Origin of the sequence: Sphingomonas daechungensis (assembly GCF_039543105.1) — a bacterium.
Taxonomy (GTDB): Bacteria; Pseudomonadota; Alphaproteobacteria; order Sphingomonadales; family Sphingomonadaceae; genus Sphingomicrobium; species Sphingomicrobium daechungense.
Map to the genome: position 1 here is coordinate 50,009 of NZ_BAABJC010000001.1, position 13,628 is coordinate 63,636.

The window sequence follows — 13,628 nt, forward strand, 5'->3', positions numbered from 1 at the left end:
GAAGCTAGATTGATTGTGTAATAAAGAAGGCTAGCATGGCCTTCGATAGCGTCGGCCGCGCGCGGTCGGTTGAACAAGGATTTGAATGACCAAGCTTTCAGGCAGCGACGGCAAGAGCACCCTTTACTGCTCCTTCTGCGGAAAGTCGCAGCACGAGGTCAGGAAGCTGATCGCCGGCCCGACCGTCTTCATCTGCGATGAGTGCGTCGAGCTCTGCAACGACATCATCCGCGAGGAGAGCAAGTCTGCTCTCGTGAAGACCCGCGATGGCGTCCCGACGCCTGCGGAAATCTGCAAGGTCCTCGATGATTACGTCATCGGCCAGGACCGTGCGAAGCGCGTCCTCTCGGTCGCGGTGCACAACCATTACAAGCGGCTCAACCATGGCGCGAAGACGGGCCAGGAAGTCGAGCTCGCCAAGTCGAACATCCTGCTGATCGGCCCGACCGGTTGCGGCAAGACGCTGCTGGCGCAGACGCTGGCACGCATCCTCGACGTTCCGTTCACGATGGCCGACGCGACGACGCTGACCGAGGCCGGTTACGTCGGCGAGGACGTCGAGAATATCATCCTGAAGCTGCTCCAGGCCTCCGATTACAACGTCGAGAAGGCGCAGCGCGGCATCGTCTACATCGACGAAATCGACAAGATTTCGCGCAAGTCGGACAATCCGTCGATCACGCGCGATGTGTCGGGCGAGGGCGTGCAGCAGGCTCTGCTCAAGCTGATGGAAGGCACGACCGCTTCGGTTCCGCCGCAGGGCGGCCGCAAGCATCCGCAGCAGGAGTTCCTGCAGGTCGACACGACGAACATCCTGTTCATCTGTGGCGGCGCCTTCGCGGGCCTCGAAAAGATCATCGATGACCGCATGCAGGGCAAGTCGATGGGCTTCGGCGCTCATGTCGCGGCGCCCGAAGAGAAGCGCACCGGGCAAACGCTCAAGCACACGGAGCCCGAAGACCTCCTCAAATTCGGTCTCATCCCGGAATTCATCGGGCGACTGCCCGTGATTGCGACGCTCGAGGACCTCGACGAGGAAGCCTTGGTCAAGATCCTGGTCGAGCCGAAAAATGCTTTGGTGAAGCAGTACGCCAAGCTGTTCGACATGGAAGATGTCGAACTGGAGTTCACCGAGGACGCGCTCGGCGCGGTTGCCCGAAAGGCGATCGATCGCAAGACCGGCGCTCGCGGCCTGCGTTCGATCCTGGAGGGCATCCTGCTCGACACCATGTTCGATCTCCCATCGATGGACGGAGTCGACGAGGTCCATGTCGACAAGGAAGTCGTCATGGGTACCAAGGAGCCTGTCCGAGTGTACGCGAAAAAAGGTAAGGCGGGCGACGCCGCCTGATGTTTCGAAGTGCCGCTAGAGCGATCGGTTTCGCCGCGGCCCTTTTCTTGTTTCAAATTGTCCCGTTCGCTGCCGCATCTTCGCAGCCCCGCATAGATATCCAGGGCGGTGACGCGTCCGAAGTGGAAGTTGCGGCTGACGGAAGTGCTTCACATCGCGCGTCAGGCTTCATTTTTCCGCGACAGCTTGTCGATATGCCTCTGCGGGGGCTGACAGTTTACGGGCCGTCGGACGCCTCAGCGTATTACACACTCGGTGGCGGGGGGACCGGGGACGCGTGGATCACCTTCTACGTTTATCCAGCCACGATCTCCCTCGCTGAAGAAAGCGCCGGCGTCGAACAGTCGCTGCTTCAAATCCTTCAGGGGCGCCGCATCGACCCGCCCGCTCCGGCGCCCGCGAACTTTCAAATGGGGCGCGTCGCTTGGTTCGAGGGCCTGTATAAGAACATCGACGCAAGGACTGGTTACATGCTCGTACAGAGGGGGCAATGGTTTCTTAAGGCCAGAATTACCGTCCCGAAAAAAGGGGGCCCGGAAGCCATGGACCGAGCCCTCAAGGCGATTGCTGCCCTTCAATGGGATTGGGGCGAGAACAAGTCCGACGAGCAGGGAGCTTAGGTTGCTTTCAGGTAGTCTACCCGTCGGAGATTGGGGGCCGCTGAAATTTCTTCCTAGGCCAATTCGCGAGCCACGAAATGCGCCTTTGTCGGTCGTCACGGCTTGGGCCACCGCATTCATCCCAAGCATCCTCCTCTCGGCGGTGGTCGCTCAGCTATTGCCTGAGCAGCCACATCCGAACTTCGATGGACTCACGCCGGGCATGCTCATCTTCGGGCTGGTCGTCTTCGCGCCGGTCGTCGAGACCCTGATCATGGGCACCGTGCTGCTTGTTCTGCTCAGGTTCATGAAGCCGGTCACGGCAATCGTGCTCAGCGCCGTGGGTTGGGGAATAGCCCACTCGATGCAGTTTCCGATCTGGGGACTGACAATCTGGTGGCCGTTCCTGGTTCTGTCCACGCTGTTCGTTGCGTGGCGCGAACGGTCGTTATGGCTCGCGTTCGCGCTGCCCATGGTAGCCCATGGGATGCAGAACCTCGGGCCGGCCCTGCTAATCGTATCGGGCAAAGCGGGCTAGCTACTCGCCTTCAAGCGGGAGGGTGTCGACCTCGTCCTTCACGCCAAGTTTCTCCCGAATGCGGCGCTCTTCGTCCTCGCTCGGCGGCTCAGGCGGGTCCTCGCCTGGGAACAAGGAGTCATCCGCTATCCCAGGTCCAGTGCCCGCGATCGTCTCGTTGAGCGGACGGTCATTCTGGCCTTCGCTAATCTTCTCTCGGTCCGACATTGTTCGATCTCCCGAAATCGAGGCGATAAGCGAACCGCTGGGCGTGAATGTTCCGCAGCCTTTGTTGCGCCGCAACGGTGCGCCGCCCATATAGCTCACATATGACCCGTTTGCTCCCCATTCTCCCGCTGCGCGACATTGTCGTTTTCCCACAGCGTATCGTTCCCCTGTTCGTCGGCCGCGAGAAGTCGGTTGCGGCGCTTGAAGCGGCCATGTCGGCCGACAAGGAGCTGTTCCTCGTGGCCCAGCTTGATCCGGGCGAGGACGATCCCGATCGGGACGCGCTCTACGATCTAGGCGTCGTCGCGACGGCGATGCAGCTGCTGAAATTGCCCGACGGCACGGTTCGGGTCCTGGTCGAAGGGGTGAAACGTGCCCGTCTGATCGGCCTCGTTCCTTCAGAGGGCTATATGTCCGCCGAAGTCGAGGAGGTCGACGACGAAAAGTTCGAAGGGCCCGAGATTCAGGCCCTGATGCGCTCCGTCGTCGATCAGTTCGAGCATTACGCAAAGCTCAACAAGCGGCTTCCGCCGGAGACGGGTATCCAGCTCGGCGAAATCGAGGATGGCTCGGTGCTCGCCGATGCAGTGGCCTCCAACCTGTCGATCAAGGTCGCCGACAAGCAGGCATTGCTCGGCGAGATGAACCCGTCACGCCGTCTGGAGATGGTGTTCGCCTTCATGGAAGGCGAGCTTGGCGTATTGCAGGTCGAGAAGAAGATCCGCAGCCGCGTGAAGCGCCAGATGGAGAAGACGCAGCGCGAATATTACCTCAACGAACAGTTGAAGGCGATCCAGCGCGAGCTTGGCAACGAGAGCGAGGAGGGCGGTGACGAACTCCAAGAGCTCGCCAACAAGATCCGGAAGACGCGGCTGTCCAAGGAAGCCCGCAATCGCGCCAATGCCGAGCTGAAGAAGCTTCGTGCGATGGCGCCGATGTCGGCTGAAGCGACGGTCGCACGAAACTATCTCGACGTCCTGCTCGGCCTGCCCTGGGGCAAGAAGTCGAAGCTCAAGAAGGACATCGCCGAGGCGCAGAGCATCCTCGACGAGGATCACTATGGCCTGGAGAAGGTGAAGGACCGGATCGTCGAGTATCTCGCGGTCCAGGCACGCACCAACAAGCTGAAGGGGCCGATCCTGTGCCTCGTCGGACCTCCGGGCGTCGGCAAGACCTCGCTCGGCCGCTCGATCGCGCGCGCTACGGGCCGTGAGTTCGTGCGACAGTCGCTTGGCGGCGTGCGCGACGAAGCCGAGATTCGCGGCCACCGTCGAACTTACATCGGATCGCTGCCGGGCAAGATTGTCTCGAACCTGAAGAAGGCAGGAACGTCGAACCCGCTGTTCCTGCTCGATGAGATCGACAAGCTCGGCCAGGATTTCCGCGGCGATCCGGCTTCCGCGCTTCTCGAGGTCCTCGACCCCGAGCAGAATTCGCGCTTCCAGGACCATTATCTGGAGCTGGACTACGATCTGTCGGATGTGATGTTCGTCACAACGGCGAACTCGCTCGACATGCCGCAGCCATTGCTCGACCGAATGGAGATCATCCGTCTCGAGGGCTACACCGAGGACGAGAAGGTCGAAATCGCGCGTCGCCACCTGATCCCGAAGCAGACGGAAGCGCATGGCCTGAAGGACAGCGAGCTGGAATTCACGGATCAAGCACTGCGAGGAATTCTCCGCTTCTACACGCGTGAAGCCGGCGTCCGCACGCTTGAGCGAGAACTGGCCAAGGTCGCTCGCAAAGCCTTACGCAAGATCCTTGAGGGCAAGTTCGAGAATGTGGTCGTCACGGAGGAGAACCTCAACGACTTCCTCGGCGTTCGTCGCTTCCGCTACGGTGTGAGCGAGGAAGAGGATCAGGTGGGCGCCGTCACTGGCCTCGCCTGGACCGAAGTCGGCGGCGAGCTGCTGACGATTGAAGCGGTCACCGTTCCGGGCAAGGGTCAGATCAAGACGACCGGCAAGCTGGGCGAAGTCATGCAGGAGTCGATCCAGGCGGCGATGAGCTTCGTCAAGGCTCGCGCGCCGGCCTACGGCGTGAAGCCGTCGATCTTCGCTCGCAAGGACATTCACGTCCACTTGCCGGAAGGGGCGGTTCCCAAGGACGGCCCGTCAGCCGGCATCGGAATGGTCACGGCAATGATTTCGACGCTGACGGGCATTCCCGTCCGGCGCGACGTCGCAATGACGGGCGAGGTTACGCTTCGTGGCCGCGTGCTTCCCATCGGCGGGCTCAAGGAAAAACTGCTCGCCGCTCTCCGTGGCGGTATCACGACCGTGCTGATTCCCGCGGAGAATGAGAAGGATCTGGTCGACATTCCCGCGACGGTGAAAGACCAGATTGAGATCATTCCGGTGGAGCATGTGGATGAGGTCCTGGCGCGTGCGATGACACAGCCGATGCAGCCGATCGAATGGTCGGAGGCTGACGAGCATGCCGCTGAGCCTCCATTAGCGGGTCATTCGTCGGATAGCGAAACGCGATTGCGGCACTGATCTTTACTTGTGTTTAGAGTCTTGCCTTAAGGATTGGGCGCTGGCGGCTGAGTCTCGCGTAATTGCCGGGGAGATCCAAACCGATGAACAAGCAGGAACTGATCGGACATGTCGCTGATCGTGCCGGCCTCAGCCGGAATGACGCTGCCCGCGCCGTGGAAACCATGCTCGAGGTCGTCACCTCTGCTTTGAAGCGTGGTGACGAAGTCCGTTTGGTCGGCTTCGGCAATTTCTCCGTGACTCGACGCAAGGCCTCGACGGGGCGCAACCCGCGGACCGGCGAGCCCATGCAGATCAAGGCCAGCGCGCAGCCTAAGTTCCGCCCAGGCAAGGTCCTGAAAGAGGCGGTTCAATAGCTGGACAGGGTGCTTCGGCATCCCTATCTGCCCGGTTCCTGCGAGGGCATGGGCGCGTAGCTCAGCGGTAGAGCACACCCTTCACACGGGTGGGGTCACAGGTTCAATCCCTGTCGCGCCCACCATGCTTTCGCGGAAATTCTCAGTCGAGATAGCTGGATTGGAAGCTTGCTACGCGGCGAATTTCCGACCAATCGGTGAACCTGATGTCGCGGCCCGACCGCTCAATCAGTCCCTGACGCTCAAGGTCGGACATAACCCGATTGACGTTGACCGACGTCTGGCCCGTGATCTCCGCAATCTGCTGCTGCGTGAAGGGGTTATGCAACGCCTCGTCAGGCACGTTGGTTCTGCTGCGCACTGCCGTCTCACAGAGAAGATGAGCAACGCGCGCAGTAGAGTCACGGCGGCCGCAATTGACCAGCCATTCGTAGCCAATGGCCTCTGCGCGTTGCGTTAGACGCCAGAAAAAGTGCTGAATTTCGGGGTGTTGCTCGACGATCTTGTTGAGATCCTTGGCGCTGCCGACCATCACCTCGCTAGGGACGATCGCCTGCACGCCGTAGCCGGACAATCCGTCGCGGGGTAGGATGCCCTCACCGGGGAAACGTAAAGCGACGATCTGGCGACGTCCCGAGCTGTCCACCTTGTACTTGGAGATGATTCCGGAGCGGACGAACATCACTTCGTCGCGCGGGACATTCGGTTCCCTGAAGGGACGTCGAGGGTCGACCCGTAAGACCTTGTGCGGCAAGCGATCAAGCTGATCTGCAAGCGCTTCATTCAAGCCGGCCGCAATCAACGTGTCGCGCAACGACACGCCAGATTCGGCGACCGGCCCCGAGCGGCGACTCGCCAACATCTTGCTTCTCCCCTTAGATAGAGATTGCGCCTCTGGAACGATCTTAGCAAACTTAAAATCAGGCTATTCAAAACAACATTGACGGATGGAAGGTCCACCGTTCGTCTCAACGAAATGGGATGGCGGCTTGCTTGCCTTTGAAAGGCTGCACCCGTAAGGGGTCGCGCGCGTCCCGAAGCAATGCGGTCGGCGCACCGTGGCGATCGTAGCTCAGCTGGTTAGAGCATCGGTTTGTGGTACCGAGGGTCGCGGGTTCAAGTCCCGTCGATCGCCCCATTTTTCACGTTTGATCGGACTGTTCCCTTTCTATGAATACGCCCTGGGGCTTCGAAGATTTCGACGCGCATGAGGACCTGCACTTCGTCTGGAACGAGGCGAGCGGCCTGAAAGCCATCATCGCCATTCACTCGACCCATCTTGGACCGGCTGCCGGCGGTTGCCGCTTCTGGCATTATGCGGACGCAGCTGAAGGCCTGAAGGACGCGCTGCGTCTCTCACGCGGTATGAGCTACAAGAACGCGATGGCTGGGCTGCCGCTCGGTGGCGGCAAGGCCGTCATCATCGCTGACGAAAAGCGCACGAAGACCCCGGCGATGCTCCATGACTTCGGCAAGGCCGTCGACAATCTGTGCGGACGGTACGTGACGGCAGAAGATGTCGGCATGAGCGTTGCCGACATGATTGAGATTCGGCGTCAGACGAAGTTCGTAGCCGGACTTCCGGTAGAAGGTTCTGCAGTCGGCGGCGATCCTGGCCCGCACACATCGCTCGGCGTATTCCTGGGCATCAAGGCGGCGGTCCGCCGCGCGCTCGGCAAGGATAGCCTGCAGGGCTTGCACATTGCTCTGCAAGGTGCGGGAAGCGTTGCGACAGGCGTTGCCATGCATGCGGCGGCCGAAGGCGCCACTCTATCGATTGCCGATGTCGATGCGGCCAAGGCACAGAAGCTCGCCGATGCGGCAGGTGGAAAGGTCGTTGGAGCGGACGAAATTCTCGGTCTTGAGGCGGACGTCCTCAGCCCGTGCGCGCTGGGCGCGATCTTCGACGAGAGGTCGATCGCGGAACTCAAGGTGCCGATTGTCGCGGGCGGGGCCAACAATCAGCTTGCCACTCCTGAGGACGGTGCGCGGATGAACGCACGCGGTATCCTCTATGCGCCTGACTACGTGATCAATGCGGGCGGCATCATCAACGTCTGCATCGAGTTCCTGCGGAGCGGAGACGCGAGCGTCGTCCGGCAGAAAATCGAGGGCATTCCCGATCGCCTGGAGCAGATCTGGGCCGAAAGCGCCGAGACTGGCCGCGACCCGGCTTCGGTCGCGGATGCGATGGCGCAGCGGCTGATCGGCAGGGCATAAGGAACGGCCGTGCACCGCTTTGCCAATCCGGCAAGGTTCCTGAAGGTCGCGCGGCCCGCGACGGCTTGGCTGCTTGGCGTTGGTCTGATCTTGGCGATGATCGGCGTTGTCGGCGGACTCGCCTTCACCCCGCCTGATTATCTGCAGGGTGAAACCGTCCGCATCATGTACGTCCACGTTCCGGCGGCCTGGCTCGGTATGGCAGGCTGGGCGGGAATCGCTGCCGCGTCGATTGCCCAGCTCGTCTGGCGACATCCGCTCGCGGCGGTAGCCGGCCGAGCGCTTGCGCCCGCCGGAGCGACGTTCGCGGCCGTCTGCCTGCTGACGGGTTCGATCTGGGGCCGTCCGACCTGGGGAACCTGGTGGGAATGGGATGGGCGACTAACGTCCATGCTGATCCTGTTTTTCCTGTACCTTGGCTACATCGCGTTGGCCGGTGCGGAGAAGGAGCGCGGCGGAGAGGGACGCCTGGCAGCGTTGTTCGGGCTGGTCGGAGCAATCAATCTTCCGATCATTCATTATTCCGTCCTGTGGTGGCGGACGTTGCATCAGGGACAAAGCATTGGCGTTCAGGGCTCGTCGATCGATGCATCCATCCTTTGGCCGCTGCCGCTGTCGGCACTCGGCTTCACGGCACTGTTCGGAGCAGCCGTGCTGATGCGAATGCGGGCCGAACTTGCCGAGGCGAAGGTCGAGGCGCGGATGCGCCGGGCGGCGTCCGAATGAGTCACTGGGCATTCGTCACCGCCGCCTATGCCGTGGTGCTCGTCGCCACGGCCGGCCTCCTTTCGTGGGCTTACCTGACGATGCGTAAGGCCGAGGCTGCAGCGGCCGGGTTGAAGCGGGCCGAATGATCGCGCGTCCGAAGCATCAGCGACTGGTTCTTGTTGTTCTTGCGCTCATTGCGGTGCTCGCCGCCGTCCTGCTCGCCATGTGGGGCCTTCGCGACCGGGCAGCCTATTTCTACACGCCGGCCGATGTTGCCGCCGGGAAAGCCAGCACGGGCAGGGCAGTCCGCCTTGGCGGAATGGTGGAGCGCGGATCGGTGAAGCGCGACGCCGATGGGGTTACCACTCGCTTCGTCGTGGAGGACGGAGAAGCGCGCGTGCCTGTGACCTACCGCGGCATCCTTCCCGACTTGTTCCGCGAAGGTAGCGGCGTAGTCGCTGAGGGCCAGCTTGTGGCCGGCGGGACTTTCGTTGCCGACAATATCCTCGCCAAGCATGACGAGCGGTACATGCCGCCCGAGCTCGGCAGCCAGACGGCCGAACATAAGGCCAGCCAGACGCTCAAGCGATGATCCCAGAGGCCGGCCTCGCGGCGCTGTGGCTGGCGGCCTCATTGTCCGTCCTGGGCCTGTTTCTCAGTGCGTTGCATGTGCGGGGAACGATCGACGCCGACCGGCCTGTGCGCGGACTTGCGGTCGTGCAGGGGCTGCTGTGTCTCTTCGCGTTCGTGATACTGCTGATCGTCTTCGCGAGAACCGATCTTTCGGTCGCGCTGGTCGCCGAAAACAGTCACAGCGCCAAGCCGTTCATCTACAAGGTCGCCGGAGCCTGGGGAAATCACGAGGGCTCGATGCTCTTGTGGGTGACCGTGCTTGGCTTGTCCGGCGCGGCTCTGGCGACCTTCTCACGCCAACTTCCAAGCCGGACGTTGATCGCGGCACTGGGGGCGCAGGCTGCGCTGGCGCTCGGATTTCACGCTTTCCTGCTGTTTGCATCCAATCCTTTTGCCCGACTCGATCCCGCGCCGATTGAGGGCAGGGGGCTTAACCCGCTTCTCCAAGACCCCGGCCTGGCGTTCCATCCGCCGACCCTCTACCTCGGCTATGTCGGACTTTCGGTCGCCTTCAGCCTAGCGGTTGGAGCAATGCTCGCAGGTGACGTCGACAGGCAATTGGCGCGAGCGATGCGCCCCTGGGTGCTCGGCGCCTGGATCTTCCTGACGCTGGGCATCACCGCCGGCAGCTACTGGGCTTACTACGAGCTCGGCTGGGGCGGATGGTGGTTCTGGGACCCTGTCGAAAACGCATCGCTGATGCCGTGGCTCGCGGCGACGGCGTTGTTGCACTCCGTTGCTGTCCTCGGTGCGCGCAACGCGCTCAAGGCCTGGACGATGATGCTGGCCGTCATCGCTTTCTCGATGTCGATGGTCGGGACTTTCCTGGTCCGATCGGGCATCCTGACCTCCGTCCACGCCTTTGCCGTCGATCCGACCCGCGGCGCATTTATTCTGGCGCTGCTGGGTATCTATGTGACCGCAGCGTTCGGTATCTTTGCCGTGCGCGCGGCCAATCTTCGCGAGGGAGCGCCGTTCGAGCCGGTCAGCAGGGAAGCGGGCATCGTCGTCAACAACCTGCTCCTGACGGTCATCCTCGGGATCGTCTTCATCGGCACGCTCTATCCGCTGAGCGCCGAGGCGCTGACAGGTGAGAAGATGTCGGTCGGAGCGCCCTATTTCAATTCGGTCGCCGGTCCACTCGCGATCCTGCTGGGCGTCCTTCTTGCTGTGGGGCCGCTACTGAGCTGGCGACAGGAACGTCGGCCCATTGCCCGCAAGCTGGCGATCCCATCCCTGTTCGCTGCCACGGCGCTCGTAATAGCCTTGCTTGCCATGCCGCAGGCGAGTTTGCTCGCGAAGGCCGGCCTAGCGTTGGCGGCGGGATTGCTTCCCGCGACGATCATTCCACTTATCGGCCGCAATCCACTGCGGACGCCACTCACCATTTGGGGTATGGCCATTGCGCACCTCGGAGCGGCCGTATCCATCGGAGGGATGGCTGCCGACACCGCCTTCACGACGGAGAAACTCACTGCGGCCGCCCCAGGCGACACGGTCGATGTCGGTCCCTGGCTAGTGAAGTTCGAGAGCGTATCGCCGGTTGCCGGTCCCAACTGGACCGCCGTTGAAGCGGAACTGCGTGCTTCCCGAGGCGGCGGGGTGCACGTGTTGAAGCCCCAATCACGCTACTTCACCGATCCGCCGACGGAGACCAACGAGGCCGCGATCCAAACGCTTCTCAGCGGGCAACTCTACACCGTGCTGGGCAAGTCCGATGCCGAGGGCCGCTATCAGTTAAGACTGTGGTGGAAGCCGCTCGTGACCCTGATCTGGTTCGGCGGGTTCCTAATTGCACTGGGCGGATTGCTCGCATTGCTTGGCCATGCACGCCGTTCCTGGCGCCGGAGGGCTTTTCGGTGAGCCGCGCGTTCCGCCTCATCCCAATTATCCTGGTCGTATGGATCTTGATCACCTTCGCCTGGCGGCTGATCCAGCCGAGCGACACTGCTGTCAGATCGCAGCTGGTCAATCGTGAAGTGCCGGAATTTGCACTGAAGGCCGCGACCCCCGAGCGGGCGGGCCTCGATTCGGCAGAGCTCGCGACCGGCGAGCCGCGCCTCCTCAACTTCTTCGCGAGCTGGTGCGTGCCTTGCGTAGCGGAAGCGCCGATCCTCGAGCGGCTCAAGGCGCAGGGGGTCAAGATCGACGGCATCGCCGTGAGGGACACGCCAGGCGCTGTAGGGGCCTTTCTGGAGCGCAACGGCAATCCGTACGAACGCGTCGGCCTCGACCCGAACAGCGGCGTACAACTCGCGCTCGGCTCTTCCGGCGTTCCGGAAACGTTCGTCATCGATGGCAAGGGCGTGATCCGTTACCAGTTCATCGGACCGATCGGTTCGGCCGACACGCCGACGATCCTCAAACAGCTCCGGGCAGCGAAATGAGAGGGATCATCTTCTCGCTTGCCCTGGTTCTGGCGTCGCCGTTGTTGGCCGATTCCAACTTGCCGCCGTCCTACTGGGCTTACCGTCAGTTGCCCGATCCTGAGCAGGAAGCACAGGCGCAGGCCTTGATGGAGGAGCTTCGCTGTCTCGTCTGCCAGGGTCAGTCGATTGCGGATTCCGACGCAGACCTTGCCGGCGACATGCGTGACCTGGTCAGGCGGCGGATTGCGGCCGGCGAAAAGCCGGACGCGATCCGGGCTTGGCTGATCGACCGCTATGGTGACTGGATCAGCTATCGACCGACTGCCAAGCCGATCGCATGGCCGCTCTGGGCAGCGCCCATCATCCTCCTGATTTTCGGAGGAGCGGTGGTCGCGGGCCGGCTGAAGAGGAAAGCGCGATGAACGGCTGGCTGGGTCTTCTTCTGCTCATCCTTGCCTGCCTCGGACTGCTGTGGGCGTTTCGGGTTCGCGGTTCCATGCTTCAGCTCGCCGGCACAGCCTTGCTGTTTGGAGCCGCCGGCTATGCCGCGCTCGGAAGTCCGCAGGTGCCGTCGTCTCCCAGGAGCGCGGAACAGCGGACCCCGCCGATCCCGCTCACCAACCTCCGCCACGCCTTCTACGGGAACTTCGGGCCCACAGAGCATTGGTTGTTGATTTCAGAGTCCCTCGCGCGCCGCGGCAAGACGGAGGAGGCGGCGGGCGTTCTGCAGTCCGCGGTGCGGGAGCATCCCGGTGACCCCGCGCTGTGGGTCGGGTTGGGGAATGCTCTGGCCGATCACGCCAATACGATCACACCTGCAAGCGAGCTCGCGTTCCGGCGCGCGAATGAACTGGCTCCAGGATACCCTGCACCGCGGTTCTTCTACGGTCTCGCGCTGGCGCGATCGGGCGATTCCAAGGATGCAGTGGCGATCTGGCGAGAAATCCTTGCAGAAGCGCCAGCCAATGCCAGCTGGCGCCCCTTCGTCGAAGATGCTGTGGCCGCGCTCGATCGGCCGCAGCAGAAGCCTCAGGACGCGACGGGCTCGTAAGGCAGGTCAAGAGCTTCGGCGACCGCCTCGTGCCGAATCTTCCCGCCGGACACGTTCAGGCCCGCCGCAAGGTGCGGATCCTGCCGCATCGCTTCCTCAGCACCGAGGTTCGCGATCTTTAGCGCGAAGGGCAGGGTGGCATTGTTGAGCGCGAAGGCGCTGGTCCGCGCGACTGCGCCCGGCATGTTTGCAACGCAATAGTGAATGATTCCGTCGACCTCGTAGACAGGATCGGCGTGCGTGGTCGCATGCGAGGTCTCGAAGCAGCCGCCCTGATCAATCGCAATGTCGACCAGAACCGAACCCCGCTTCATCGTCTTGAGCATCTCGCGGGTGACAAGCTTTGGTGCAGCGGCACCCGGGACAAGCACGGCGCCGATCACGAGTTCCGACTCCGCGACCGCATTCTCGATCGCCCTCTTCGACGCATAAGCCGTCTTGATCTGGCTGGAGAAGAACATGTCCAGTTCGGCCAGACGGTCGTTATTGATGTCGTAGATGGTAACGTCTGCCCGCATGCCGGTAGCCATTTGCGCTGCGTTCACGCCCGAAACGCCGCCACCGAGGATCGCGACCTTCGCCGGAGCTACGCCTGGAACGCCCCCGAGGAGCACGCCTCGCCCGCCTTGTTCTTTTTCAAGATAGTGAGCGCCGACCTGAACCGACATGCGACCCGCGACTTCGCTCATCGGCTTTAAGAGGGGCAGTGCACCTGTGCGCGAGGTGACGGTCTCATAAGCGATGCAGGTTGCGCCCGATTTCATCAGGCCCTCCGCCTGCGGCTTGTCCGCGGCGAGGTGGAGGTAAGTGAAGAGGATATGGCGCGGCTCCAGCAGCGCGATTTCCTGCTGCTGCGGCTCCTTTACCTTCACGATCATGTCCGCGGCCTTGAACACCGACTCCGCATCCGGGAGGATCTCGGCGCCAGCCTTCTTGTAAGCTGCGTCGGGGCAATCGATGCCGTCGCCGGCACCGGCCTGAACAACGACTTCATGTCCCGCAGCGACCAATTCGGCGACCGACGCCGGCGTGAGACCCACGCGATATTCATGGACCTTGATTTCCTTGGGCACACCGACGCGCATTGTTCGTTCG

Annotated in this window: 16 protein-coding genes and 2 tRNA genes; 15 read left to right on the forward strand and 3 right to left on the reverse strand. The window is 62.3% G+C overall.

Annotated features, from left to right (window positions below; translation table 11 throughout):
- Positions 1 to 85 precede the first annotated feature (85 nt).
- From clpX to ABD928_RS00260, 3 genes are all read left to right on the forward strand, one after another.
- Positions 86 to 1,351: an ATP-dependent Clp protease ATP-binding subunit ClpX gene (clpX, locus tag ABD928_RS00250; RefSeq protein WP_187713998.1), complete on the forward strand. Its 1,266-nt coding sequence runs from the start codon at positions 86 to 88 to the stop codon at positions 1,349 to 1,351.
- Between the two features lie 194 nt (positions 1,352 to 1,545).
- On the forward strand, positions 1,546 to 1,971 hold the full coding sequence (locus ABD928_RS00255) for a hypothetical protein (protein WP_345164950.1): 426 nt from the start codon (positions 1,546 to 1,548) through the stop codon (positions 1,969 to 1,971).
- Positions 1,972 to 2,056: 85 nt separating this feature from the next.
- Positions 2,057 to 2,488: a CPBP family glutamic-type intramembrane protease gene (locus ABD928_RS00260; RefSeq protein WP_187713999.1), complete on the forward strand. Its 432-nt coding sequence runs from the start codon at positions 2,057 to 2,059 to the stop codon at positions 2,486 to 2,488.
- Here the strand turns inward: ABD928_RS00260 and ABD928_RS00265 are convergent, their stop codons facing one another.
- Entirely contained in the window at positions 2,489 to 2,695 is a 207-nt protein-coding gene (locus ABD928_RS00265; protein ID WP_187715951.1) for a hypothetical protein, read from the reverse strand. It abuts the gene before it with no gap.
- A gap of 101 nt (positions 2,696 to 2,796) precedes the next feature.
- On the opposite strand from ABD928_RS00265, the gene lon reads away from it, so the two are divergent.
- The 3 genes from lon to ABD928_RS00280 all read left to right on the forward strand — a co-directional run bounded on the left by lon (position 2,797) and on the right by ABD928_RS00280 (position 5,677).
- Entirely contained in the window at positions 2,797 to 5,196 is a 2,400-nt protein-coding gene (gene lon, locus ABD928_RS00270) for an endopeptidase La (protein ID WP_345164956.1), read from the forward strand.
- Between the two features lie 83 nt (positions 5,197 to 5,279).
- Positions 5,280 to 5,552 (forward strand): HU family DNA-binding protein, encoded by a 273-nt coding sequence (locus ABD928_RS00275; RefSeq protein ID WP_345164959.1) that lies wholly within the window; start codon positions 5,280 to 5,282, stop codon positions 5,550 to 5,552.
- Positions 5,553 to 5,602: 50 nt separating this feature from the next.
- A tRNA-Val gene (locus ABD928_RS00280) sits at positions 5,603 to 5,677 on the forward strand.
- Positions 5,678 to 5,694: 17 nt separating this feature from the next.
- Here ABD928_RS00280 and ABD928_RS00285 read toward each other — a convergent pair.
- Entirely contained in the window at positions 5,695 to 6,414 is a 720-nt protein-coding gene (locus ABD928_RS00285; protein WP_345164962.1) for a Crp/Fnr family transcriptional regulator, read from the reverse strand.
- A 199-nt stretch (positions 6,415 to 6,613) separates the two neighbouring features.
- Here ABD928_RS00285 and ABD928_RS00290 point away from each other — a divergent pair.
- The 9 genes from ABD928_RS00290 (at position 6,614) to ABD928_RS00330 (ending at position 12,533) form a co-directional block, all read left to right on the forward strand.
- Positions 6,614 to 6,690 (forward strand) — tRNA-His (locus ABD928_RS00290).
- 32 nt (positions 6,691 to 6,722) lie between these two features.
- Positions 6,723 to 7,772, forward strand: a complete 1,050-nt coding sequence (locus ABD928_RS00295; RefSeq protein ID WP_345164965.1) for a Glu/Leu/Phe/Val family dehydrogenase — start codon at positions 6,723 to 6,725, stop codon at positions 7,770 to 7,772.
- Between the two features lie 9 nt (positions 7,773 to 7,781).
- Entirely contained in the window at positions 7,782 to 8,498 is a 717-nt protein-coding gene (gene ccmC / locus ABD928_RS00300) for a heme ABC transporter permease CcmC (protein ID WP_345164968.1), read from the forward strand.
- A complete protein-coding gene (locus ABD928_RS00305; RefSeq protein ID WP_262984779.1) occupies positions 8,495 to 8,626 on the forward strand; it encodes a hypothetical protein in 132 nt (43 codons plus the stop codon). Before ccmC ends, ABD928_RS00305 begins: the two co-directional genes overlap by 4 nt.
- Positions 8,623 to 9,072 (forward strand): cytochrome c maturation protein CcmE, encoded by a 450-nt coding sequence (gene ccmE / locus ABD928_RS00310; protein ID WP_187714001.1) that lies wholly within the window; start codon positions 8,623 to 8,625, stop codon positions 9,070 to 9,072. The genes ABD928_RS00305 and ccmE overlap by 4 nt, the downstream gene beginning before the upstream one ends.
- Positions 9,069 to 10,976, forward strand: a complete 1,908-nt coding sequence (locus tag ABD928_RS00315; protein WP_345164975.1) for a heme lyase CcmF/NrfE family subunit — start codon at positions 9,069 to 9,071, stop codon at positions 10,974 to 10,976. Before ccmE ends, ABD928_RS00315 begins: the two co-directional genes overlap by 4 nt.
- The gene (locus ABD928_RS00320) at positions 10,973 to 11,500 is read left to right on the forward strand and encodes a DsbE family thiol:disulfide interchange protein (protein ID WP_187714002.1); all 528 of its coding nucleotides are present in this window, start codon (positions 10,973 to 10,975) and stop codon (positions 11,498 to 11,500) included. Before ABD928_RS00315 ends, ABD928_RS00320 begins: the two co-directional genes overlap by 4 nt.
- Complete coding sequence (locus ABD928_RS00325) at positions 11,497 to 11,904, forward strand: cytochrome c-type biogenesis protein (protein ID WP_187714003.1); 408 nt, start codon at positions 11,497 to 11,499, stop codon at positions 11,902 to 11,904. Before ABD928_RS00320 ends, ABD928_RS00325 begins: the two co-directional genes overlap by 4 nt.
- Entirely contained in the window at positions 11,901 to 12,533 is a 633-nt protein-coding gene (locus ABD928_RS00330) for a tetratricopeptide repeat protein (protein WP_187714004.1), read from the forward strand. The genes ABD928_RS00325 and ABD928_RS00330 overlap by 4 nt, the downstream gene beginning before the upstream one ends.
- Here ABD928_RS00330 and ald read toward each other — a convergent pair.
- Complete coding sequence (gene ald / locus ABD928_RS00335; RefSeq protein ID WP_345164981.1) at positions 12,512 to 13,618, reverse strand: alanine dehydrogenase; 1,107 nt, start codon at positions 13,616 to 13,618, stop codon at positions 12,512 to 12,514. The genes ABD928_RS00330 and ald overlap by 22 nt on opposite strands.
- Positions 13,619 to 13,628: the final 10 nt, after the last annotated feature.